The organism is Pseudomonas sp. Pse1 (genome assembly GCF_024519635.1).
GTDB lineage: Bacteria > Pseudomonadota > Gammaproteobacteria > Pseudomonadales > Pseudomonadaceae > Aquipseudomonas.
The window spans coordinates 12,837-35,870 of record NZ_JALJRO010000008.1 but is presented as its reverse complement, the minus strand read 5'-3'; the positions used below and the strand labels follow the sequence as shown (position 1 = coordinate 35,870).

Sequence of the window (23,034 nt, the reverse complement as noted above, 5' to 3'; positions counted from 1 at the left end):
GTCCCATCGATTGACGGGGTATAGGGCGACGCTTTGACGCGCAAGGATGACAAACTCTTCATTGAAGGCCGAATAACCCGCATTTGATAGTGTGCATCCATCCAGTATTTGGCCTTATACTCCTACGTTTACGCCCGCCGAGCGAGGCCACCTTGGACAAGATCCTGATTCGTGGGGCTCGAACCCACAACCTGAAGAATATCGACCTGACCCTGCCACGGGACAAGCTGATCGTCATCACCGGCTTGTCCGGGTCCGGCAAGTCTTCCCTGGCCTTCGATACCTTGTATGCGGAAGGTCAACGTCGCTATGTCGAGTCGCTGTCGGCCTACGCCCGGCAGTTTCTGTCGATGATGGAAAAGCCTGACGTCGACACCATCGAAGGCCTGTCACCGGCCATTTCCATCGAGCAGAAGTCGACCTCACACAACCCGCGCTCCACGGTCGGTACCATCACCGAAATCTACGACTACCTGCGCTTGCTTTACGCTCGCGTGGGTATTCCCCGTTGCCCGGATCACGACATCCCGCTGGAAGCCCAGACCGTCAGTCAGATGGTCGACCTGGTGCTGGCCCAGCCCGAGGGCAGCAAGTTGATGCTGCTGGCGCCGGTGATTCGCGAACGCAAGGGCGAACATCTGTCGGTCTTTGAAGAGCTGCGGGCCCAGGGCTTTGTCCGCGCACGGATCAACGGCAAGCTGTATGAGCTGGATGAAGCACCGAAGCTGGATAAACAGAAGAAGCATACGATTGATGTGGTGGTCGACCGCTTCAAGGTGCGTGACGACCTGCAACAACGTTTGGCCGAATCGTTCGAGACCGCGTTGAAATTGGCCGACGGCATCGCCCTGGTTGCGCCAATGGATGACGAGCCGGGCGAAGAACTGATCTTCTCCGCGCGTTTCGCCTGCCCGATCTGCGGTCACGCCATCAGCGAACTGGAACCCAAGCTGTTCTCATTCAACAACCCGGCCGGTGCCTGCCCGACCTGTGATGGGTTGGGGGTGAAACAGTTTTTCGATATCAAACGCCTGGTCAACGGCGAACTGACCCTGGCCGAGGGCGCGATTCGCGGCTGGGACCGGCGCAACGTCTATTACTTCCAGATGCTTGGCTCACTGGCCAGCCATTATGGATTCAGCCTGGAAGTACCGTTCAACCAGTTGCCGGCCGACCAGCAGAAAATAATCCTGCACGGCAGCGGCACGCAGAACGTCGACTTCAAATACCTGAACGACCGTGGCGATATCGTGAAACGCTCGCATCCGTTCGAAGGCATCGTGCCGAATCTGGACCGCCGCTACCGCGAGACCGAGTCGGCCTCGGTGCGCGAAGAGCTGGCCAAGTTCCTCAGCACCCAGCCGTGCCCTGACTGCCGTGGCACTCGCCTGCGTCGCGAGGCGCGACATGTGTGGGTCGGCGAAAAAACCCTGCCGGCAGTGACCAACCTGCCGATTGGCGATGCGTCCGATTACTTCGGCACGCTGAAGCTCACCGGCCGGCGTGGCGAAATCGCCGACAAGATCCTCAAGGAAATCCGCGAGCGCCTGCAGTTTCTGGTCAATGTCGGCCTTGACTACCTGTCGCTGGATCGCAGTGCCGATACCCTGTCCGGTGGCGAGGCACAGCGGATTCGCCTGGCGAGTCAGATCGGCGCGGGTCTGGTCGGGGTGTTGTACATCCTCGACGAGCCCTCCATTGGCTTGCACCAACGCGACAACGACCGGTTGCTGGGCACCCTCAAACACCTGCGAGACATCGGCAACACGGTGATCGTGGTCGAGCACGACGAAGACGCCATTCGCCTGGCCGATTACGTGGTGGACATCGGGCCAGGTGCCGGCGTGCATGGCGGTCACATTGTTGCCGAAGGCACGCCGGCCGAGGTCATGAGTCATCCGGAATCGCTGACCGGTAAATACCTGTCGGGCCGGGTGAAGATCGAAGTACCCGCCAAGCGCACGCCACGCAACAAGAAGCTGTCGCTGTCGCTCAAGGGCGCTCGGGGCAACAACCTGCGCAACGTCGACCTGGAGATTCCAATCGGTCTGCTGACCTGTGTGACAGGTGTCTCCGGCTCAGGCAAGTCGACGCTGATCAACAACACCCTGTTCCCCCTGAGCGCCACTGCGCTCAATGGCGCAACCACCCTGGAAGCCGCCGCCCACGACAGCATCAAGGGTCTTGAGCACCTGGACAAAGTGGTCGATATCGACCAGAGCCCGATTGGCCGTACACCGCGCTCCAACCCGGCGACCTACACCGGATTGTTCACCCCGATTCGCGAACTGTTCGCCGGCGTGCCAGAGTCCCGCTCACGGGGCTATGGTCCGGGGCGTTTCTCGTTCAACGTCAAGGGCGGGCGCTGTGAGGCCTGTCAGGGCGACGGCCTGATCAAGGTGGAAATGCACTTCCTGCCGGATATCTACGTGCCGTGCGACGTGTGCAAGAGCAAGCGCTACAACCGCGAGACTCTTGAGATCAAATACAAGGGCAAGAGCATTCATGAAACCCTGGAGATGACCATCGAGGAGGCGCGGGTGTTCTTCGACGCCGTTCCGGCGCTGGCACGCAAGCTCCAGACGTTAATGGATGTAGGCCTGTCGTACATCAAGCTGGGACAATCGGCGACCACTTTGTCGGGCGGTGAAGCACAACGGGTCAAACTGTCCCGCGAGCTGTCCAAGCGTGATACCGGCAAGACCCTGTACATCCTCGATGAGCCGACCACCGGGCTGCATTTTGCGGATATCCAGCAATTGCTCGACGTCTTGCACCGCCTGCGCGACCACGGCAACACCGTGGTGGTGATCGAGCACAATCTGGACGTGATCAAGACCGCTGACTGGCTGGTGGACCTGGGACCGGAGGGTGGCTCCAAGGGTGGCCAGATCATCGCCGTCGGTACGCCGGAAGAAGTCGCCGAGATGAAACAGTCTCATACCGGCTACTACCTCAAGCCACTGCTGGAACGTGACCGGGCCTGAGTCCGAGCCATGAAAAAGCCCCGGACACGGATGAAGTGACCGGGGCTTTTTTGTACAAGGTGTGTCAGGCGTGGGATTGCAGGTAGTTCTCGAGACCGATCAACTTGATCAGGCCCAACTGCTTTTCCAGCCAGTAAGTGTGATCTTCTTCGGTGTCGTTGAGTTGAACCCGCAGCATCTCGCGACTGACGTAATCCTTGTGCTGTTCGCACAGTTCAATGCCCTTGCACAGCGCGGCGCGCACCTTGTATTCCAGGCGCAGGTCGGCGGCGAGCATGTCAGGCACTGTGGTGCCAACATCGAGATCATCCGGACGCATGCGAGGCGTACCCTCGAGCATGAGGATGCGACGCATCAGTGCATCGGCGTGCCCCGCCTCTTCTTCCATTTCGTGATTGATGCGTTCGTAGAGCTTGGTGAAACCCCAGTCCTCATACATCCGCGAATGCACGAAATATTGATCACGCGCGGCCAGTTCGCCGGTGAGCAATGTGTTGAGGTAATCGATAACGTCTGGGTGGCCTTGCATCGCCCTACATCTCCCTGCTTGAAAGTCTGTAGTTTGAACCACAGCGACCGTTTGGTCACTCGATTCACGCGATAAAAGTGAAGATATTCTGAGAAAAACGGTTTAAATAACGCAAAAACCGCCCAGATGAGGGCGGTTCTGCTTCTCGTTTAGACTTCGTTAAGCTCTACACCCAACGCCTTTGCAATTGCTTCTCCATACGCCGGATCAGCCCTGAAAAAATGCTGCAGTTGACGGTCAACCACGTCACCCGTAACACCAGCCATGGCGCCTGCAATGTTGCTGACCAACAGTGCTTTCTGCGCATCGTTCATCAATCGGAACAGTGCGCCGGCATGGCTGTAGTAATCCGAGTCTTCGCGGTGATCGTAACGATCAGCCGCTCCAGACAAGGCCAACGCCGGCTCGGCATAGTGAGGCGCCTGCTTTGGCGAGTTTACGTAGCTGTTCGGCTCATAGTTGGGCGCAGCACCGCCGTTACTGCCGAAAGCCATGGACCCGTCACGCTGGTAGCTGTTGACCGGACTGCGCGGCGCATTCACCGGCAATTGCTGATGGTTGGTACCGACCCGATAACGATGGGCGTCCGCGTAAGCAAAAACCCGACCTTGGAGCATACGGTCTGGTGACAACCCCACACCCGGCACCATATTGCTGGGCCCAAAGGCGGCCTGTTCAACTTCGGCGAAGTAGTTTTGCGGGTTGCGGTTTAACTCCAGTTCTCCGACCTCGATCAGGGGAAACTCTTTCTGCGACCAGGTTTTGGTCACGTCGAACGGATTTTCGTAGTGAGTTGCCGCCTGCGCTTCGCTCATGATCTGGATGCAAACGCGCCATTTCGGGAACTCACCACGCTCGATCGCATTGAACAGGTCACGCTGTGCGTAATCGGGATCAGTGCCTGCCAGGCGTGCAGCCTCTGCGGGCGCCAGATTCTTGATGCCTTGCAGGGTTTTGTAATGCCACTTGACCCAGTGACGCTCACCTGTAGCGCTGATCAGGCTGTAAGTATGGCTGCCGAAACCATGCATATGGCGGTAGCCATCCGGAATGCCGCGATCGGAGAACAGAATCGTCACCTGGTGTAGCGCTTCAGGGGAATGGGACCAGAAGTCCCACATCGCTTGGGCGCTTTTCAGGTTGCTCTGCGGCAAACGTTTCTGGGTGTGGATAAAGTCCGGGAATTTCAGCGGGTCACGGATGAAAAACACGGGCGTGTTGTTCCCAACAATGTCCCAGTTGCCTTCCTCGGTGTAGAACTTCAAGGCAAAGCCGCGAGGATCACGCTCGGTATCGGCCGAGCCGCGTTCGCCGCCGACGGTGGAAAATCGCAGGAAGGTCGGCGTTTGTTTGCCAACCGACTCAAAGAGTTTCGCGCTGGTGTACTGGGTGATGTCTCGGGTCACGGTAAAGGTACCGTAAGCGCCCGAGCCCTTGGCATGGACACGACGCTCGGGAATGTTTTCACGATTGAAGTGAGCGAGCTTCTCAATCAGGTGGAAGTCGTCGAGAAGCAGCGGACCACGCGGGCCTGCAGAGCGGGAGTTCTGATTGTCAGCGACGGGAGCGCCACTGGCGGTGGTCAGCGTTATGTTTTGGCTCATGCGCATTCTTCCTCTTCAGTCCTGGAAACTGCCGGCTAATCGGCTGAGAGGGAGTATTGACCATGAACATGACACCATCAAATTCATTAATTGATCAGGATCAATAGAAAATAACTAATAGCTGAGCTGTATGGATAGCGTAACAACTCGCAAAGGGATCACGTTTTTTATGGCCACAAAAAACCGGGCGCTAGGCCCGGTTCTTTGTTTCAGACTGACGTCTTACTCGGCGGATACAGCTTCGCCAGCAGTAGCACGATCAACCAACTCGACGTACGCCATAGGCGCGTTGTCGCCAGCGCGGAAACCGCACTTGAGGATGCGCAGGTAGCCGCCCTCACGGGTAGCGTAACGCTTGCCCAGGTCGTTGAAGAGCTTACCAACGATAGCTTTCGAACGAGTACGGTCGAAAGCCAGACGGCGGTTAGCCAGGCTGTCTGTCTTGGCCAGAGTGATCAGCGGCTCGGCAACGCGGCGCAGTTCTTTGGCTTTTGGCAGAGTAGTTTTGATCAGCTCGTGCTCGAACAGCGACACCGCCATGTTTTGGAACATGGCCTTGCGGTGCGAGCTGGTGCGGCTCAGGTGACGACCACTTTTACGATGACGCATGGTTCATTCCTTACCAAACACAACGTTCGGTGATTACGACGATCAGGCAGTCGCCTTGTCGTCCTTCTTAAGACTTGCAGGCGGCCAGTTGTCGAGGCGCATGCCGAGGGACAGACCGCGGGAGGCCAGAACGTCCTTGATTTCAGTCAAGGATTTCTTGCCCAGGTTCGGAGTCTTCAACAGTTCTACTTCGGTACGCTGAATCAGGTCGCCGATGTAGTAAATGTTTTCCGCCTTAAGGCAGTTAGCCGAACGTACAGTCAGTTCCAGATCGTCAACCGGGCGAAGCAGGATCGGATCGATCTCGTCTTCCTGCTCGATTACCACTGGCTCGCTGTCACCTTTGAGGTCGACGAACGCAGCCAACTGCTGTTGCAGAATGGTTGCAGCACGACGGATAGCCTCTTCAGGATCCAGGGTACCGTTGGTTTCCAGATCAATAACCAGCTTGTCCAGGTTAGTACGCTGCTCGACACGGGCGTTTTCCACCACGTATGCGATACGGCGAACCGGGCTGAACGAAGAGTCTAGCTGCAAGCGACCAATGCTGCGGCTTTCGTCTTCATCGCTCTGACGCGAGTCGGCCGGTTCATAACCACGACCACGAGCTACAACGAGCTTCATGTTCAGGGCGCCGTTAGACGCCAGGTTAGCGATTACGTGATCGGGATTAACGATCTCGACATCATGATCCAGCTGAATATCGGCAGCGGTAACCACCCCCGAACCCTTCTTCGACAAGGTCAGCGTAACTTCGTCACGACCGTGCAGCTTGATGGCCAGACCTTTAAGGTTCAACAGGATTTCAATTACGTCTTCCTGTACACCTTCGATGGCGCTGTACTCGTGGAGCACACCGTCAATCTCGGCCTCGACTACTGCGCAGCCGGGCATTGAGGACAACAGGATGCGGCGCAGCGCGTTGCCCAGGGTGTGGCCAAAACCACGCTCGAGAGGCTCGAGAGTGATCTTGGCGCGGGTTGGACTGACAACCTGCACGTCGATGTGACGGGGTGTCAGGAACTCATTTACCGAAATCTGCATGGATGCACCTATTTTCTAGCCCTTACTTACTTGGAGTAGAGCTCGACAATCAGGCTTTCGTTGATGTCGGCGGACAGATCACTGCGAGCAGGAACGTTCTTGAAAACGCCCGACTTCTTCTCAGCATCTACCTCTACCCATTCTACGCGACCACGTTGGGTGCACAGTTCGAGAGCCTGGCCAATGCGAAGCTGATTCTTTGCTTTCTCGCGAACTGCAACCACGTCACCAGCACGAACCTGGAAGGACGGGACGTTTACGGTCTGACCGTTAACGCTGATGGACTTGTGCGATACCAGCTGACGGGATTCGGCACGAGTCGAACCAAAGCCCATACGGTATACAACGTTGTCCAGACGGCATTCCAGCAGTTGCAGCAGGTTCTCACCGGTTGCGCCTTTTTTGCTGGCAGCAGCTTTGTAGTAGCCGCTGAACTGACGCTCGAGAACGCCATAGATACGACGAACCTTCTGCTTCTCACGCAGTTGGGTGCCGTAGTCGGACTGGCGACCGCGGCGTTGGCCGTGGATACCAGGTGCAGCTTCAATGTTGCACTTCGATTCGATCGCGCGCACGCCGCTCTTCAGGAAGAGATCGGTGCCTTCGCGACGAGCGAGTTTGCATTTTGGACCAATGTAACGAGCCATTCTTTACGATCTCCTGGATTACACGCGGCGCTTCTTCGGCGGACGGCACCCGTTGTGCGGGATTGGCGTCACGTCGGTGATGCTGGCGATCTTGTAGCCACAGCCGTTCAAAGCACGAACTGCGGATTCACGACCTGGACCTGGGCCCTTGACGTTAACGTCGAGGTTTTTCAGGCCGTATTCCAGCGCAGCTTGACCAGCACGTTCAGCAGCTACTTGAGCAGCGAACGGGGTGGACTTGCGGGAACCGCGGAAACCCGAACCACCGGAGGTAGCCCAAGAAAGAGCGTTACCTTGACGGTCGGTGATGGTCACGATGGTGTTGTTAAAAGAAGCATGGATGTGGGCGATGCCATCAACCACTGTCTTTTTAACTTTTTTACGAGGACGAGCAGCAGGTTTTGCCATGATTAAATTCCTGTCGATTCGCTGGGGCGATTACTTGCGGATCGGCTTACGCGGACCTTTACGGGTACGCGCGTTGGTCTTGGTACGCTGACCGCGTACTGGCAGACCACGACGATGACGCAGACCGCGATAGCAACCGAGGTCCATCAAGCGCTTGATTTTCATGTTGATTTCGCGACGCAGGTCACCTTCAGTGGTGAACTTCGCCACTTCGCCACGCAGCTGTTCAATTTGCTCGTCGCTCAGATCCTTGATCTTTGCGGCTGGGTTTACCCCAGTCTCTGCACAGATTTTCTGTGCAGTTGTGCGACCAACACCATAGATGTAGGTCAGCGAGATAACAGTATGCTTGTTATCTGGAATGTTGACGCCTGCAATACGGGCCATTCAGTGGGACTCCAATTGACAGCTACCTACGCCCCGGAAGCCAAGAAATAGGGCGCGAGATAATATCGCTGTAATAACAAATAATCAACCCAGCAGCGCACTAGCTGCTGGGCTTGAAGCACAATCACACTCAGCCTTGGCGCTGTTTGTGACGCGGTTCCGCGCTGCAAATTACTCGAACAACACCTTCGCGGCGAATAATCTTGCAGTTACGGCACAGCTTTTTCACCGATGCACGAACTTTCATCACCAACTCCTCGAACCTTATGGGTCAGCGCAGCATGCCGCTGCCGTAACCCTTCAGGTTGGCTTTCTTCATCAGGGATTCGTACTGGTGCGAAACGAGGTGCGATTGTACTTGGGACATGAAGTCCATCACAACCACGACGACGATCAGCAACGAGGTCCCGCCAAGGTAGAACGGAACGTTTGCTGCAACCACCAGGAACTGGGGCAACAGGCAGACGGCCGTCATATAGAGAGCACCGAACATGGTCAAGCGAGTCAAAACGCCATCAATATAGCGTGCAGACTGCTCACCTGGACGGATGCCCGGAATAAAGGCACCGGACTTCTTCAGGTTTTCCGCTACGTCTTTCGGATTGAACATCAACGCCGTATAGAAGAAGCAGAAGAAAATAATCCCTGCACTAAACAGCAGAATATTCAACGGCTGACCAGGAGCGATCGACTGCGAGATGTCCTGCAACCAGCCCAAACCTTCAGACTGACCAAACCAGGCACCCAACGAAGCCGGAAACAGCAAAATGCTGCTTGCGAAAATAGCCGGAATAACACCGGCCATGTTCACCTTCAGCGGCAAGTGGCTAGTCTGCGCAGCAAAAACCTTGCGGCCCTGCTGACGCTTGGCGTAGTGAACAGCGATACGACGCTGACCACGCTCAATGAACACCACAAAACCGATAATCGCTACTGCCAGCAAACCGATGGCAACCAGGGCGAAGATGTTGATATCACCCTGACGCGCAGACTCGAAAGACTGCCCGATTGCTCTCGGAAGACCGGCGACGATACCCGAAAAAATCAACATCGAGATACCGTTGCCAACACCACGCTCAGTAATCTGCTCACCCAGCCACATCATGAACATTGCGCCAGCCACAAAAGTGGTTACCGCAACGAAATGGAAGCCAAAGTCACCAGTGAACGCAACGCCCTGCCCCGCCAGACCAATGGACATGCCAATAGCCTGAACGAGAGCGAGGACGACAGTGCCGTAGCGGGTGTACTGGCTGATCTTGCGACGGCCAGCTTCACCTTCCTTCTTCAACTGCTCCAGCTGCGGGCTGACGGCTGTCATCAGTTGCATGATGATCGATGCCGAAATGTACGGCATGATCCCCAGCGCAAAGATACTCATCCGCTCCAGCGCGCCGCCGGAAAACATGTTGAACAAGCTAAGAATGGTCCCCTCATTCTGTCGAAACAGGTCCGCGAGTCGGTCCGGGTTGATACCTGGAACCGGGATGTGTGCGCCTATTCGGTAGACGATAATCGCCAGGAACAGAAAACGCAGACGAGCCCAGAGTTCAGACATACCGCCTTTGCCGAGCGCAGAGAGAGCACCTTGCTTAGCCATTTATTCCTCGAACTTGCCGCCAGCTGCTTCGATAGCCGCACGCGCACCTTTGGTGGCGCCGATTCCCTTGCCGATAGTCACAGCGCGAGTCACTTCACCGGACAGCATGATTTTCACACGCTGAACGTTGACGTTGATCACGTTGGCATCTTTCAGGGACTGCACGGTGACGATGTCGCCTTCCACTTTAGCCAGCTCGGACAGACGCACTTCTGCGCGGTCCATGGCTTTCAGAGAAACGAAACCGAACTTCGGCAGGCGACGATGCAGCGGCTGTTGACCGCCTTCAAAGCCTGGAGCGATGGTGCCACCGGAGCGGGAGGTCTGACCTTTGTGACCACGGCCACCAGTCTTACCCAAACCGCTACCGATACCACGGCCCGGACGATGCTTTTCGCGACGGGAACCCGGCGCTGGACTCAGATCATTGAGTTTCATCGATTAACCCTCGACACGCAGCATGTAGTAGGCCTTGTTGATCATCCCGCGATTCTCGGGAGTATCCAGGACTTCTACAGTGTGACCGATGCGACGCAGACCCAGACCCTTAACGCACAGTTTGTGGTTAGGGATGCGGCCGGTCATGCTTTTGATCAGCGTTACTTTTACGGTAGCCATGATCAGAAGATCTCCTGGACGCTTTTGCCACGCTTGGCGGCAATGGATTCAGGGGATTGCATAGCTTTCAAACCTTTGAAAGTGGCGTGAACCACGTTTACCGGGTTAGTCGAGCCGTAGCACTTGGCCAGAACGTTCTGAACGCCAGCAACTTCGAGGACAGCACGCATAGCGCCGCCAGCGATGATACCGGTACCTTCAGAAGCAGGCTGCATGTACACCTTCGAAGCGCCGTGAGCGGACTTCATTGCGTACTGCAGGGTGGTGCCGTTCAGATCAACCTGGATCATGTTGCGGCGAGCAGCTTCCATTGCCTTCTGGATCGCAGCAGGCACTTCACGCGACTTGCCACGGCCGAAGCCAACACGCCCTTTACCATCACCCACCACGGTCAACGCGGTGAAAGTGAAGATACGGCCGCCTTTAACGGTTTTGGCTACGCGGTTAACTTGAACCAGCTTCTCGATGTAGCCTTCGTCGCGCTTTTGGTCGTTATTTGACATAACTTAGAACTCCAGCCCAGCTTCACGAGCAGCATCAGCCAGCGCCTTGACGCGGCCGTGGTACTTGAAGCCAGAGCGGTCGAAAGCCACCTGCGAGACGCCAGCGGCTTTAGCACGCGTAGCGACCAGCTGGCCAACCTTAGTGGCCGCGTCGATGTTGCCGGTGGCACCATCACGCAGTTCTTTATCCAAAGTCGAGGCACTTGCCAGGACTTTGTTGCCGTCGGCCGAAATGACCTGGGCGTAGATGTGCTGCGACGAGCGGAACACGCAGAGACGCACGACTTCGAGTTCGTGCATTTTCAGGCGTGCTTTGCGAGCGCGACGCAGTCGAGTAACTTTTTTGTCGGTCATTTGCTATGCCCTACTTCTTCTTGGCTTCTTTACGACGGACGACTTCGTCCGCGTAGCGCACACCTTTGCCTTTGTACGGCTCTGGTGGACGGAAGTCGCGGATCTCGGCGGCCACTTGACCTACCAGCTGCTTGTCGATGCCCTTGATCAGGATATCGGTCTGGCTAGGAGTCTCAGCGGTGATGCCTTCCGGCAGTTCATAATCCACTGGGTGCGAGAAGCCAAGAGCCAGGTTCAGCACTGTGCCTTTTGCTTGCGCTTTGTAACCAACACCGACCAGCTGGAGCTTGCGCTCGAAGCCTTGGCTTACGCCTTGGACCATGTTGTTTACCAACGCACGAGTGGTACCGGCCATTGCGCGAGTTTGTTGATCGCCATTGCGAGCAGCGAAACGCAGCTCACCAGCTTCTTCAACGATCTCAACGGACGAATGGACGTTCAGTTCGAGAGTGCCCTTGGCACCCTTCACCGAAAGCTGTTGGCCTGCGAATTTTACTTCGACACCGGCTGGCAGCTTAACGGGGTTCTTAGCGACGCGAGACATGCTTATCCCCCCTTAGAACACAGTGCAAAGAACTTCGCCGCCGACACCGGCAGCGCGCGCAGCACGATCAGTCATCACACCTTTGTTGGTGGAGACGATAGACACACCGAGACCGCCACGTACTTTTGGCAGATCATCGACGGACTTGTACTGACGCAGGCCTGGACGGCTAACGCGCTTCACTTCCTCGATGACCGGACGGCCTTCGAAGTACTTCAGCTCGATGGACAGCAGTGGCTTGATTTCGCTGCTGATCTGATAACCCGCAATGTAACCTTCGTCCTTCAGGACTTTGGCAACAGCTACCTTCAAAGTAGAAGATGGCATGCTTACGACGGACTTTTCAGCCATCTGGGCATTACGGATTCGAGTTAGCATGTCCGCTAACGGGTCCTGCATACTCATGGGCTAGACGCTCCTAATACAAAAAAATAAGCCTTGCGGCTACTACCTTCGCCGAGAACATCCGCGCAGAAAAAGCACGGGCTCAGGCGAGCCGGGTATTCTAGACACACCCCACAAATGAATCAAGCCCCAAAAGGGGCTTGATTCAAGTTCAAGGTCACCGGCGGTCAGTATCTTGCGATTCCAACCACCGAGACTTTGACAGTGCTTACCAGCTGGCTTTAACCAGACCAGGTACGTCACCACGCATGGCAGCTTCACGCAGTTTGTTACGGCCCAGGCCGAACTTGCGGTAAACGCCGTGTGGACGACCGGTCAGGCGGCAGCGGTTACGCATGCGCGAAGCGCTTGCATCACGTGGCTGCTTCTGCAGTGCTACGGTAGCTTCCCAACGCGCTTCTGGACTTGCGTTCAGATCAACGATGATAGCTTTCAGCGCTGCACGCTTTTTGGCGTACTTGGCAACCGTGAGCTGACGCTTCAGCTCGCGGTTTTTCATGCTCTTCTTGGCCATTTTCCTACTCCAATCAGTTGCGGAACGGGAATTTGAAAGCACGCAGCAGAGCGCGGCCTTCATCATCGTTCTTGGCAGTGGTGGTCAGGGTAATGTCCAGACCGCGGAGAGCATCGATCTTGTCGTAGTCGATTTCCGGGAAGATGATCTGCTCTTTCACGCCCATGCTGTAGTTACCACGACCATCGAAGGACTTGGCATTCAGGCCGCGGAAGTCGCGAACCCGAGGCAGGGAGATCGACAGCAGACGATCCAGGAACTCGTACATACGCTCACGGCGCAGGGTCACTTTGACACCGATCGGCCAACCTTCACGGACTTTAAAGCCAGCGATGGATTTGCGAGCGTAGGTCACAACGACTTTCTGGCCGGTGATCTTTTCCAGGTCAGCAACAGCGTGCTCGATGACTTTTTTGTCGCCGATCGCTTCGCCCAGACCCATGTTCAGGGTGATTTTGGTAACGCGCGGAACTTCCATCACGTTCGAAAGCTTAAGTTCTTCCTTAAGTTTCGGAGCGATTTCCTTCCGGTAAATCTCTTTTAGTCGTGCCATGGTCTTCTACCTAGCAGTGTTCAAGCATCAACCGCTTTTTGGGTCGACTTGAAGACACGAATTTTCTTACCGTCTTCTACTTTGAAACCAACGCGGTCAGCCTTGTTGGTTTCGCCGTTGAAGATGGCGACGTTGGAAGCGTGCAATGGCGCTTCTTTCTCGACGATACCGCCCTGTACGCCCGACATCGGGTTAGGCTTGGTATGACGCTTGACCAGGTTCAGACCACCAACAACCAGACGGTTGTCAGCAAGAACCTTCAGCACCTTACCGCGCTTACCTTTGTCTTTGCCGGCGATCACGATGATCTCGTCGTCACGACGAATCTTTTGCATGTCGGATCTCCTTACAGCACTTCTGGGGCGAGCGAGACGATCTTCATGAACTTCTCGGTACGAAGTTCACGGGTCACTGGCCCAAAGATACGGGTGCCGATCGGCTCTTGCTTGGTGTTCAACAGAACAGCAGCGTTGCCATCAAAGCGGATAATGGAGCCGTCAGCACGGCGAACGCCGTGGCGAGTGCGGACTACAACAGCAGTCATCACTTGGCCTTTTTTCACTTTACCGCGAGGAATTGCTTCCTTGACGGTTACTTTGATGATGTCACCGATACCAGCGTAACGACGATGGGAGCCACCCAGCACCTTGATGCACATAACGCGGCGTGCGCCGCTGTTATCGGCCACATCGAGCATGGATTGAGTCTGAATCATATAATTTCTCCGACCCCTAGTCCTTAGACTTCCACAGCGCGTTCGAGAACATCAACCAGCGCCCAAGACTTGGTCTTGGCCAGCGGACGAGTTTCACGAATAGTGACTTTGTCGCCGATGTGGCACTGATTGGTTTCGTCGTGCGCGTGCAGCTTAGTCGAACGCTTAACGTATTTACCGTAGATCGGGTGCTTAACGCGACGCTCGATCAGAACGGTGATGGTTTTGTCCATCTTGTCGCTGACAACACGGCCAGTCAGCGTACGGACAGTCTTTTCGGCTTCAGCCATGATCACTTACCTGCCTGCTGGTTGAGCACAGTTTTCACGCGAGCGATGTCACGCTTAACTTGCGAGAGCAGATGAGACTGCCCCAACTGGCCAGTTGCTTTCTGCATACGCAGATTGAACTGGTCGCGCAGCAAGCCGAGCAGTTGCTCGTTCAGCTGCTGTGCGGATTTTTCACGAAGTTCATTCGCTTTCATCACATCACCGTCCGTTTAACAAAGGAGGTGGCGAGCGGCAGCTTTGCAGCAGCCAGGGCGAAAGCCTCACGCGCCAGCTCTTCAGAAACACCCTCGATTTCATACAGGACTTTGCCTGGCTGAATCTGGGCAACCCAGTATTCCACGTTACCCTTACCTTTACCCATCCGCACTTCGAGAGGCTTCTTGGAGATCGGCTTGTCCGGGAATACACGGATCCAGATCTTGCCACCACGTTTTACGTGACGGGTCAGAGCACGACGCGCTGACTCGATCTGACGAGCGGTGAGACGACCACGAGCTACAGACTTCAGCGCGAACTCGCCGAAGCTGACTTTGCTACCGCGCAGTGCCAGACCACGGTTGTGGCCGGTCATCTGCTTGCGGAACTTCGTACGCTTAGGTTGCAACATTTGGCGTACCCCTTACTTAGCAGCTTTTTTACGAGGCGCTGGTGCTTGTGGTTTCAGTTCTTCTTGGCGACCACCAATTACTTCGCCTTTGAAGATCCAAACCTTTACACCGATCACACCGTAAGTGGTGTGAGCTTCGTAGTTGGCATAGTCGATGTCGGCACGCAGGGTGTGCAGTGGCACACGACCTTCGCGATACCATTCAGTACGTGCGATTTCAGCACCGCCGAGACGACCGCTCACTTGGATTTTGATGCCCTTGGCACCAATGCGCATGGCGTTCTGTACTGCGCGCTTCATAGCGCGACGGAACATTACGCGACGCTCCAGCTGCTGAGCTACGCTCTGCGCAACCAGCATACCGTCGAGTTCCGGCTTGCGGATCTCTTCGATATTGATGTGCACAGGCACACCCATTTGCTTGGTCAGGTCCTGACGCAGCTTCTCAACATCTTCACCTTTCTTCCCGATAACGATACCTGGACGAGCGGTGTGGATGGTGATGCGTGCAGTTTGGGCCGGACGATGGATATCGATACGGCTTACGGACGCGCTTTTTAGTTTGTCTTGGAGATACTCACGCACATTCAGATCTGCGAGCAAATAGTCCGCATAAGTCCGACCGTCTGCGTACCAGACGGAGGTGTGCTCCTTGACGATTCCCAGGCGAATGCCAATGGGATGTACTTTCTGACCCATCTCTTCGACTCCGTTACTTGTCAGCAACCTTGACAGTGATATGGCAAGACCGCTTGACGATGCGATCAGCACGGCCTTTGGCACGTGGCATGATGCGCTTCAGCGAACGCCCTTCGTTGACGAAAACAGTGCTGACCTTCAGGTCATCAACGTCTGCGCCTTCGTTATGCTCGGCGTTGGCTACGGCCGACTCCAGCACTTTCTTCATGATCTCGGCGGCTTTCTTACTGCTGAAAGCCAACAGGTTGAGCGCTTCGCCCACCTTTTTCCCGCGGATCTGGTCGGCGACCAAGCGGGCTTTTTGGGCGGAGATTCGAGCGCCCGACAACTTAGCGGCTACTTCCATTTCCTAACCCCTTAACGCTTGGCTTTCTTGTCTGCCACGTGCCCGCGATAAGTGCGGGTACCGGCGAACTCGCCCAGTTTGTGGCCGACCATGTCTTCGTTCACGAGAACTGGGACGTGCTGACGACCGTTGTGTACTGCGATGGTCAGACCGACCATTTGTGGCAGGATCATCGAACGACGCGACCAGGTTTTCACCGGTTTGCGATCGTTCTTCTCCGCCGCCACTTCGATCTTCTTCAGTAGGTGAAGATCGATAAAAGGACCTTTTTTCAGAGAACGTGGCACTGTCGTATCCCTCTATTTACTTGCGACGACGGACGATCATTTTGTCGGTACGCTTATTACCACGAGTCTTCGCGCCCTTAGTCGGGAAGCCCCATGGCGATACCGGATGACGACCACCAGAGGTACGACCTTCACCACCACCATGTGGGTGGTCAACCGGGTTCATGGCAACACCACGAACGGTTGGGCGAACGCCACGCCAGCGTTTGGCACCAGCTTTACCCAGCGAACGCAGGCTGTGCTCGGAGTTCGAGACTTCGCCCAGGGTCGCGCGGCACTCAGCCAGCACTTTACGCATCTCACCGGAACGCAGACGCAGGGTCACGTAGACACCTTCGCGAGCGATCAACTGAGCCGAAGCACCAGCGGAGCGAGCGATTTGCGCGCCTTTGCCTGGCTTCAATTCGATGCCGTGTACGGTGCTACCAACTGGAATGTTACGCAGTTGCAGGGAGTTGCCTGGCTTGATTGGAGCCAAAGCACCTGCGATCAGCTGGTCGCCAGCGCTCACGCCTTTAGGGGCGATGATGTAGCGACGCTCGCCATCTGCGTACAGCAGCAGAGCAATGTGAGCAGTACGGTTTGGATCGTATTCGATACGCTCGACAGTGGCAGCGATGCCATCTTTGTCGTTACGACGGAAGTCGACCAGACGATAATGCTGCTTATGACCACCACCAATGTGACGAGTGGTAATACGGCCATTGTTGTTACGACCACCAGACTTCGATTTTTTCTCGAGCAGCGGTGCGTGAGGAGCGCCTTTGTGCAGCTCCTGGTTGACCACCTTGACCACAAAACGGCGGCCAGGGGAAGTCGGTTTGCATTTAACGATTGCCATGATGCACCCCTTCCTTACTCAGCACTGCTGCTGAAATCGAGATCTTGGCCTGGCTGAAGGGAGATAACTGCCTTCTTCCAGTCATTACGCTTGCCCAGACCGCGAGCAGTGCGCTTGCTCTTACCCAGAACGTTCAGGGTAGTAACACGCTCTACTTTCACGCTGAACAGGCTTTCGACGGCCTTCTTGATTTCCAGCTTGGTTGCGTCAGTAGCAACCTTGAAAACGAACTGGCCTTTCTTGTCAGCCAGAACCGTAGCCTTCTCGGAAACGTGCGGGCCAAGCAGAACTTTAAATACGCGTTCCTGGTTCATCCCAGCAGCTCCTCGAATTTCTTCACGGCCGACACAGTGATCAACACTTTGTCGTATGCGATCAGACTAACTGGATCGGAACCTTGCACGTCACGTACATCTACGTGTGGCAGGTTACGAGCAGCCAGGTACAGGTTCTGATCAACAGCGTCCGACACGATCAGAACGTCGGTCAGGCTCATGTTGTTCAGTTTGCCCAGCAGATCTTTGGTTTTCGGAGTTTCAACAGCGAAATCCTGAACCACGACCAGACGATCAGTACGCACCAGCTCAGCAAGGATGGAACGCATTGCTGCGCGATACATCTTCTTGTTCAGCTTCTGGGAGTGATCTTGTGGACGAGCTGCGAAAGTGGTGCCGCCGCCGCGCCAGATTGGGCTACGGATAGTACCGGCACGAGCACGGCCAGTACCTTTCTGACGCCATGGGCGCTTACCACCACCACGAACGTCGGAACGGGTCTTTTGCTGCTTGCTACCTTGACGGCCGCCGGCCATGTAGGCCACGACTGCTTGGTGAACCAGCGTCTCGTTGAATTCGCCGCCAAATGTCAGTTCGGAAACTTCGATCGCTTGAGCGTCATTTACATTTAATTGCATGTCAGCTTCCCCTTAACCGCGAGCCTTGGCTGCTGGACGTACAACCAGGTTGCCGCCAGTAGCGCCAGGAACAGCGCCCTTGACCAACAACAGATTGCGTTCAGCGTCCACGCGCACTACTTCCAGGGACTGCACGGTCACGCGCTCAGCGCCCATATGACCGGACATTTTTTTGCCCTTGAATACACGACCAGGAGTCTGGCACTGGCCGATAGAGCCTGGGACGCGGTGGGATACGGAGTTACCGTGGGTGTTATCTTGCCCGCGGAAGTTCCAACGCTTGATCGTACCCTGGAAGCCTTTACCTTTGGACTGACCGGTTACATCAACCAGTTGACCAGCGGCGAAGATTTCAGCGTTGATCAGATCGCCAGCCTGGTACTCGCCTTCTTCAAGACGGAATTCCATGGTGGTGCGACCAGCGGCAACGTTCGCCTTGGCGAAGTGGCCAGCCTGAGCTGCTGTTACACGCGAAGCGCGACGCTCGCCGACAGTGACTTGCACTGCACGATAGCCATCGGTCTCTTCAGTTTTGAACTGGGTGACGCGATTCGGCTCGATCTCAATGACCGTGACCGGAATGGAGACACCTTCTTCGGTGAAAATACGGGTCATACCGCATTTACGACCGACTACACCAATAGTCATGTTGTAAACCTCATGAGTGTACGGGGCTTTCACCCGCTATGGCCGCCCATTTCAGAGCGTTACACGACTAAGACCGAGTCTTAGCCGAGGCTGATCTGCACTTCCACACCGGCCGCAAGATCAAGCTTCATAAGTGCATCAACGGTTTTATCCGTTGGCTGGACGATGTCCAGAACGCGCTTATGAGTACGGATCTCGTACTGGTCACGCGCGTCTTTGTTGACGTGCGGGGAGACCAGAACGGTGAACCGCTCTTTACGGGTAGGCAGTGGAATTGGACCACGCACTTGAGCACCAGTACGTTTCGCGGTTTCCACGATTTCCTGGGTGGATTGGTCGATCAGGCGATGGTCAAAAGCCTTCAACCTGATACGGATTTGCTGATTTTGCATTGGATTTCAGACTCCGGCTGCTATTCCCAGCGAGCGCAATACGCCCGTTAAAAGGAGGCGCAATTCTATAGAGGGGCCACCATAGTGTCAACCCAATAAAAAAGCCCCCGCTGAGCGGGGGCTTTTTCAAGTCATCACTTATTAAGCGATGATTTTGGCTACGACGCCAGCGCCGACGGTACGACCGCCTTCACGGATAGCGAAACGCAGACCATCTTCCATTGCGATGGTTTTGATCAGGGTAACAGTCATCTGAATGTTATCGCCTGGCATTACCATTTCAACGCCTTCCGGCAGTTCGCAGTTACCGGTCACGTCAGTGGTACGGAAGTAGAACTGTGGACGGTAGCCTTTGAAGAACGGAGTGTGACGACCGCCTTCTTCTTTGCTCAACACATACACTTCTGCAGTGAAAGTGGTGTGCGGCTTAACCGAACCCGGCTTAACCAGAACCTGACCACGCTCAACGTCGTCACGCTTGGTACCACGCAGCAGAACGCCGCAGTTCTCGCCAGCACGACCTTCGTCCAGCAGCTTGCGGAACATCTCAACACCGGTGCAGGTGGTGGTGGTGGTGTCACGCAGACCAACGATTTCCAGAGCGTCTTGAACGCGAACGATACCGCGCTCGATACGACCAGTCACAACAGTACCGCGACCGGAGATCGAGAATACGTCTTCGATTGGCATCAGGAACGGCTTGTCGGTCAGACGAACTGGTTCTGGGATGTAGGTATCCAGAGTTTCAACCAGCTTACGAACGGCAGTGGTGCCCATTTCGTTGTCGTCTTTGCCTTCCAGAGCCATACGAGCCGAACCAATGATGATCGGAGTGTCGTCGCCTGGGAAGTCGTAGGTGCTCAGCAGGTCGCGAACTTCCATCTCAACCAGTTCCAGCAGCTCAGCGTCGTCTACCAGGTCAGCCTTGTTCAGGAAAACCACGATGTACGGAACGCCTACCTGACGGGACAGCAGGATGTGTTCACGGGTTTGTGGCATCGGACCATCAGCGGCCGAGCAAACCAGGATCGCGCCGTCCATCTGGGCAGCACCGGTGATCATGTTCTTCACGTAGTCAGCGTGACCTGGGCAGTCAACGTGAGCGTAGTGACGAATAGTCGAGTTGTACTCAACGTGCGCGGTGTTGATGGTGATACCACGAGCTTTTTCTTCTGGAGCGCTGTCGATCTTGTCGAACTCAACGATTGCAGAACCGAAAACTTCGGAGCAAACGCGAGTCAGAGCAGCGGTCAGAGTGGTTTTACCGTGGTCAACGTGACCGATGGTGCCAACGTTGACGTGAGGTAGGGAACGATCAAATTTTTCTTTAGCCACGACAATTAACTCCTTGCCTAAAGGACTGAATCAGCCTTGTTTTTTGGTAACGGTTTCGACGATGTGCGACGGAGCCGTATTGTATTTTTTGAATTCCATAGAGTAGCTTGCGCGACCTTGGGACATGGAGCGAACGTCGGTTGCGTAACCGAACATCTCACCCAGCGGAACTTCGGCACGAATTACTTTGCCGGAGACCGTGTCTTCCATACCCAGGATCATGCCGCGACGACGGTTAAGGTCGCCCATCACGTCACCCATATAGTCTTCAGGCGTAACAACCTCTACCGCCATGATCGGCTCAAGCAGCTCACCACCGCCCTTCTGGGCCAGCTGTTTGGTCGCCATGGAAGCAGCCACCTTAAACGCCATCTCGTTGGAGTCGACGTCGTGGTAAGAACCATCGAACACGGTTGCCTTCAGGCCGATCAGCGGATAGCCGGCAACAACGCCGTTCTTCATCTGCTCTTCGATACCCTTCTGGATAGCCGGGATGTATTCCTTAGGAACAACACCACCTACTACTTCGTTCACGAATTGCAGACCTTCCTGACCTTCGTCAGCAGGAGCAAAACGGATCCAGCAATGACCGAACTGGCCACGACCACCGGATTGACGAACGAACTTGCCTTCGATTTCGCAGTTCTTCGTGATGCGCTCACGATAGGAAACCTGAGGCTTGCCGATGTTGGCTTCAACGTTGAACTCACGGCGCATCCGGTCAACCAGGATGTCCAGGTGCAACTCACCCATACCCGAGATGATCGTTTGACCAGTCTCTTCGTCGGTTTTTACGCGGAAAGACGGGTCTTCCTGAGCAAGTTTGCCCAGTGCGATGCCCATTTTTTCCTGGTCATCCTTGGTCTTTGGCTCAACGGCAACCGAAATAACCGGCTCCGGGAAGTCCATGCGAACCAGGATGATTGGCTTGTCAGCGTTGCACAAGGTTTCACCAGTGGTGACGTCCTTCATGCCGATCAGGGCCGCGATGTCGCCAGCGCGTACTTCCTTGATCTCTTCACGGGCGTTTGCGTGCATTTGCACCATACGACCCACGCGCTCTTTCTTGCCTTTAACCGAGTTGATCACGCCGTCGCCGGATGCCAACACGCCCGAGTAAACGCGGACGAAAGTCAAAGTACCCACGAATGGGTCGGTAGCGATCTTGAACGCCAGAGCCGAGAACGGCTCGTTGTCGTCTGCGTGACGCTCCATCTGAACTTCTTCGTCATCCGGGTCGGAACCCTTGATGGCTGGAATGTCAGTTGGTGCAGGCAGGTAGTCGATAACGGCGTCGAGAACCAGGGGAACACCCTTGTTCTTGAACGAAGAACCGCAAACAGCCAGGACGATTTCGCCAGCGATAGTACGCTGACGCAGAGCGGCCTTGATTTCCTCGATGGTGAGCTCTTCGCCCTCGAGGTACTTGTTCATCAGCTCTTCGCTGGCTTCGGCCGCAGCCTCAACCATGTTGCTGCGCCACTCTTCAGCCAACTCCTGCAGTTCAGCAGGGATAGCTTCGCGACGTGGAGTCATACCCTTGTCAGCATCGTTCCAGTAAACCGCTTCCATGGTCATCAGATCGATCTGACCCTGGAAGTTGTCTTCGGAACCGATAGCCAACTGGATAGGCACTGGAGTGTGACCCAAGCGCTGCTTGATCTGAGCAATTACGCGCAGGAAGTTTGCACCGGCACGGTCCATCTTGTTCACGTAAACGATACGTGGAACACCGTACTTGTTGGCTTGACGCCATACGGTTTCGGACTGCGGCTCAACACCGGAAGTACCACAGAACACAACGACCGCGCCGTCGAGTACACGCAGGGAACGCTCAACTTCAATAGTGAAGTCTACGTGGCCCGGGGTATCGATGACGTTGAAGCGGTATTGGTCCTTGTGCTGCTTCGCAGAACCCTGCCAGAAGGCGGTAATGGCAGCAGAAGTAATGGTAATACCACGCTCCTGCTCCTGAACCATCCAGTCCGTGGTCGCGGCGCCGTCATGCACCTCGCCCATCTTGTGGCTTTTGCCTGTGTAAAAAAGGACGCGCTCGGTGGTGGTGGTTTTACCAGCATCCACGTGAGCGACGATACCGATGTTACGGTAGCGGCTAATCGGAGTAGTACGAGCCATAAAGCCCTCGCAAAGTGAGTGAAGCTGAAATTAGAAGCGGTAGTGCGAGAAAGCTTTGTTGGCTTCGGCCATACGGTGCACGTCTTCACGCTTCTTAACTGCTGCACCTTTACCTTCAGCAGCATCCAGCAGCTCGCCAGCCAAACGCAGAGCCATGGACTTCTCGCCGCGCTTGCGGGCGAAGTCTACCAACCAGCGCATTGCCAGAGCGTTACGACGGGACGGACGAACTTCAACCGGAACCTGGTAAGTAGCACCACCAACGCGGCGCGACTTCACTTCGACCAGCGGAGCGATGGCGTCGAGTGCTTTTTCGAAGAGTTCCAGGGGATCGGTGCCGTTCTTACGAGCCGCAACGGTTTCCAGGGCACCATAAACGATACGCTCGGCAACGGCTTTCTTGCCGCTTTCCATAACGTGGTTCATGAATTTGGCGAGGATTTGGCTTCCGTATTTCGGATCGTCCAGAATCTCACGCTTTGCTGCTACGCGACGTCTTGGCATTGATAAGCCCTCAAA

At 55.5% G+C, this 23,034-nt stretch carries 34 protein-coding genes; 1 reads left to right on the top strand and 33 read right to left on the bottom strand.

Annotation, left to right across the window (positions count from 1 at the left end):
• Window positions 1-152: 152 nt before the first annotated feature.
• A complete protein-coding gene (gene uvrA / locus NR126_RS13775) occupies window positions 153-2,987 on the top strand; it encodes an excinuclease ABC subunit UvrA (RefSeq protein ID WP_027617694.1) in 2,835 nt (944 codons plus the stop codon).
• 64 nt (window positions 2,988-3,051) lie between these two features.
• Here the strand turns inward: uvrA and bfr are convergent, their stop codons facing one another.
• The 33 genes from bfr to rpsG form a co-directional block, all read right to left on the bottom strand.
• Window positions 3,052-3,516 carry a bacterioferritin gene (bfr, locus tag NR126_RS13770; RefSeq protein ID WP_027617693.1) on the bottom strand — a complete coding sequence of 155 codons (465 nt, stop codon included), beginning with the start codon at window positions 3,514-3,516 and terminating at the stop codon, window positions 3,052-3,054.
• A gap of 149 nt (window positions 3,517-3,665) precedes the next feature.
• Window positions 3,666-5,120 carry a catalase gene (locus NR126_RS13765; protein ID WP_256830443.1) on the bottom strand — a complete coding sequence of 485 codons (1,455 nt, stop codon included), beginning with the start codon at window positions 5,118-5,120 and terminating at the stop codon, window positions 3,666-3,668.
• A 222-nt stretch (window positions 5,121-5,342) separates the two neighbouring features.
• Window positions 5,343-5,729 carry a 50S ribosomal protein L17 gene (gene rplQ / locus NR126_RS13760; RefSeq protein ID WP_003176402.1) on the bottom strand — a complete coding sequence of 129 codons (387 nt, stop codon included), beginning with the start codon at window positions 5,727-5,729 and terminating at the stop codon, window positions 5,343-5,345.
• Between the two features lie 42 nt (window positions 5,730-5,771).
• Window positions 5,772-6,773: a DNA-directed RNA polymerase subunit alpha gene (rpoA, locus tag NR126_RS13755; RefSeq protein WP_007924176.1), complete on the bottom strand. Its 1,002-nt coding sequence runs from the start codon at window positions 6,771-6,773 to the stop codon at window positions 5,772-5,774.
• Window positions 6,774-6,799: 26 nt separating this feature from the next.
• Window positions 6,800-7,420: a 30S ribosomal protein S4 gene (gene rpsD, locus NR126_RS13750; protein WP_027617691.1), complete on the bottom strand. Its 621-nt coding sequence runs from the start codon at window positions 7,418-7,420 to the stop codon at window positions 6,800-6,802.
• A gap of 18 nt (window positions 7,421-7,438) precedes the next feature.
• Complete coding sequence (rpsK, locus tag NR126_RS13745) at window positions 7,439-7,828, bottom strand: 30S ribosomal protein S11 (RefSeq protein ID WP_002555466.1); 390 nt, start codon at window positions 7,826-7,828, stop codon at window positions 7,439-7,441.
• A gap of 30 nt (window positions 7,829-7,858) precedes the next feature.
• Entirely contained in the window at window positions 7,859-8,215 is a 357-nt protein-coding gene (gene rpsM, locus NR126_RS13740) for a 30S ribosomal protein S13 (protein WP_009045849.1), read from the bottom strand.
• A gap of 130 nt (window positions 8,216-8,345) precedes the next feature.
• Window positions 8,346-8,462, bottom strand: coding sequence for a 50S ribosomal protein L36 (rpmJ, locus tag NR126_RS13735; RefSeq protein WP_002555468.1), 117 nt, complete (start codon window positions 8,460-8,462; stop codon window positions 8,346-8,348).
• Window positions 8,463-8,486: 24 nt separating this feature from the next.
• The gene (gene secY / locus NR126_RS13730) at window positions 8,487-9,815 is read right to left on the bottom strand and encodes a preprotein translocase subunit SecY (protein WP_027617690.1); all 1,329 of its coding nucleotides are present in this window, start codon (window positions 9,813-9,815) and stop codon (window positions 8,487-8,489) included.
• Window positions 9,816-10,253, bottom strand: a complete 438-nt coding sequence (gene rplO / locus NR126_RS13725) for a 50S ribosomal protein L15 (protein ID WP_003228720.1) — start codon at window positions 10,251-10,253, stop codon at window positions 9,816-9,818.
• A 3-nt stretch (window positions 10,254-10,256) separates the two neighbouring features.
• Window positions 10,257-10,433 (bottom strand): 50S ribosomal protein L30, encoded by a 177-nt coding sequence (rpmD, locus tag NR126_RS13720; RefSeq protein ID WP_003186033.1) that lies wholly within the window; start codon window positions 10,431-10,433, stop codon window positions 10,257-10,259.
• A gap of 2 nt (window positions 10,434-10,435) precedes the next feature.
• Window positions 10,436-10,936 (bottom strand): 30S ribosomal protein S5, encoded by a 501-nt coding sequence (gene rpsE / locus NR126_RS13715; protein WP_010566852.1) that lies wholly within the window; start codon window positions 10,934-10,936, stop codon window positions 10,436-10,438.
• A gap of 3 nt (window positions 10,937-10,939) precedes the next feature.
• Entirely contained in the window at window positions 10,940-11,290 is a 351-nt protein-coding gene (gene rplR / locus NR126_RS13710; protein WP_003186037.1) for a 50S ribosomal protein L18, read from the bottom strand.
• A 10-nt stretch (window positions 11,291-11,300) separates the two neighbouring features.
• Window positions 11,301-11,834: a 50S ribosomal protein L6 gene (rplF, locus tag NR126_RS13705; RefSeq protein WP_025129400.1), complete on the bottom strand. Its 534-nt coding sequence runs from the start codon at window positions 11,832-11,834 to the stop codon at window positions 11,301-11,303.
• 12 nt (window positions 11,835-11,846) lie between these two features.
• The gene (gene rpsH / locus NR126_RS13700) at window positions 11,847-12,239 is read right to left on the bottom strand and encodes a 30S ribosomal protein S8 (protein ID WP_003186040.1); all 393 of its coding nucleotides are present in this window, start codon (window positions 12,237-12,239) and stop codon (window positions 11,847-11,849) included.
• Between the two features lie 208 nt (window positions 12,240-12,447).
• Window positions 12,448-12,753, bottom strand: a complete 306-nt coding sequence (gene rpsN / locus NR126_RS13695; protein WP_027617689.1) for a 30S ribosomal protein S14 — start codon at window positions 12,751-12,753, stop codon at window positions 12,448-12,450.
• A gap of 13 nt (window positions 12,754-12,766) precedes the next feature.
• The gene (gene rplE / locus NR126_RS13690; protein ID WP_003210069.1) at window positions 12,767-13,306 is read right to left on the bottom strand and encodes a 50S ribosomal protein L5; all 540 of its coding nucleotides are present in this window, start codon (window positions 13,304-13,306) and stop codon (window positions 12,767-12,769) included.
• Between the two features lie 20 nt (window positions 13,307-13,326).
• Window positions 13,327-13,641 (bottom strand): 50S ribosomal protein L24, encoded by a 315-nt coding sequence (gene rplX / locus NR126_RS13685; protein ID WP_003186046.1) that lies wholly within the window; start codon window positions 13,639-13,641, stop codon window positions 13,327-13,329.
• An 11-nt stretch (window positions 13,642-13,652) separates the two neighbouring features.
• Complete coding sequence (rplN, locus tag NR126_RS13680; RefSeq protein ID WP_008089810.1) at window positions 13,653-14,021, bottom strand: 50S ribosomal protein L14; 369 nt, start codon at window positions 14,019-14,021, stop codon at window positions 13,653-13,655.
• Between the two features lie 23 nt (window positions 14,022-14,044).
• Window positions 14,045-14,311, bottom strand: a complete 267-nt coding sequence (rpsQ, locus tag NR126_RS13675; protein ID WP_003176419.1) for a 30S ribosomal protein S17 — start codon at window positions 14,309-14,311, stop codon at window positions 14,045-14,047.
• 2 nt (window positions 14,312-14,313) lie between these two features.
• The gene (gene rpmC / locus NR126_RS13670; RefSeq protein WP_002555481.1) at window positions 14,314-14,505 is read right to left on the bottom strand and encodes a 50S ribosomal protein L29; all 192 of its coding nucleotides are present in this window, start codon (window positions 14,503-14,505) and stop codon (window positions 14,314-14,316) included.
• Window positions 14,505-14,918 (bottom strand): 50S ribosomal protein L16, encoded by a 414-nt coding sequence (gene rplP / locus NR126_RS13665; RefSeq protein WP_003228729.1) that lies wholly within the window; start codon window positions 14,916-14,918, stop codon window positions 14,505-14,507. Before rplP ends, rpmC begins: the two co-directional genes overlap by 1 nt.
• A 12-nt stretch (window positions 14,919-14,930) precedes the next feature.
• Window positions 14,931-15,617, bottom strand: coding sequence for a 30S ribosomal protein S3 (gene rpsC, locus NR126_RS13660; protein WP_007970424.1), 687 nt, complete (start codon window positions 15,615-15,617; stop codon window positions 14,931-14,933).
• A 13-nt stretch (window positions 15,618-15,630) separates the two neighbouring features.
• On the bottom strand, window positions 15,631-15,963 hold the full coding sequence (gene rplV / locus NR126_RS13655; protein WP_003103908.1) for a 50S ribosomal protein L22: 333 nt from the start codon (window positions 15,961-15,963) through the stop codon (window positions 15,631-15,633).
• Between the two features lie 11 nt (window positions 15,964-15,974).
• Window positions 15,975-16,250: a 30S ribosomal protein S19 gene (gene rpsS, locus NR126_RS13650; protein ID WP_002555486.1), complete on the bottom strand. Its 276-nt coding sequence runs from the start codon at window positions 16,248-16,250 to the stop codon at window positions 15,975-15,977.
• A gap of 16 nt (window positions 16,251-16,266) precedes the next feature.
• Window positions 16,267-17,091, bottom strand: coding sequence for a 50S ribosomal protein L2 (rplB, locus tag NR126_RS13645; RefSeq protein WP_027617688.1), 825 nt, complete (start codon window positions 17,089-17,091; stop codon window positions 16,267-16,269).
• Window positions 17,092-17,105: 14 nt separating this feature from the next.
• Window positions 17,106-17,405 (bottom strand): 50S ribosomal protein L23, encoded by a 300-nt coding sequence (rplW, locus tag NR126_RS13640; RefSeq protein ID WP_002555488.1) that lies wholly within the window; start codon window positions 17,403-17,405, stop codon window positions 17,106-17,108.
• Complete coding sequence (rplD, locus tag NR126_RS13635) at window positions 17,402-18,004, bottom strand: 50S ribosomal protein L4 (protein ID WP_003228735.1); 603 nt, start codon at window positions 18,002-18,004, stop codon at window positions 17,402-17,404. Before rplD ends, rplW begins: the two co-directional genes overlap by 4 nt.
• A 12-nt stretch (window positions 18,005-18,016) precedes the next feature.
• Window positions 18,017-18,652, bottom strand: coding sequence for a 50S ribosomal protein L3 (rplC, locus tag NR126_RS13630; protein ID WP_003228738.1), 636 nt, complete (start codon window positions 18,650-18,652; stop codon window positions 18,017-18,019).
• A gap of 80 nt (window positions 18,653-18,732) precedes the next feature.
• Window positions 18,733-19,044, bottom strand: a complete 312-nt coding sequence (rpsJ, locus tag NR126_RS13625; RefSeq protein ID WP_003186070.1) for a 30S ribosomal protein S10 — start codon at window positions 19,042-19,044, stop codon at window positions 18,733-18,735.
• Window positions 19,045-19,185: 141 nt separating this feature from the next.
• Entirely contained in the window at window positions 19,186-20,379 is a 1,194-nt protein-coding gene (tuf, locus tag NR126_RS13620) for an elongation factor Tu (protein WP_027617687.1), read from the bottom strand.
• Window positions 20,380-20,409: 30 nt separating this feature from the next.
• Window positions 20,410-22,515 carry an elongation factor G gene (gene fusA / locus NR126_RS13615; protein WP_027617686.1) on the bottom strand — a complete coding sequence of 702 codons (2,106 nt, stop codon included), beginning with the start codon at window positions 22,513-22,515 and terminating at the stop codon, window positions 20,410-20,412.
• A gap of 30 nt (window positions 22,516-22,545) precedes the next feature.
• On the bottom strand, window positions 22,546-23,019 hold the full coding sequence (rpsG, locus tag NR126_RS13610; protein WP_027617685.1) for a 30S ribosomal protein S7: 474 nt from the start codon (window positions 23,017-23,019) through the stop codon (window positions 22,546-22,548).
• Window positions 23,020-23,034 lie beyond the last annotated feature (15 nt).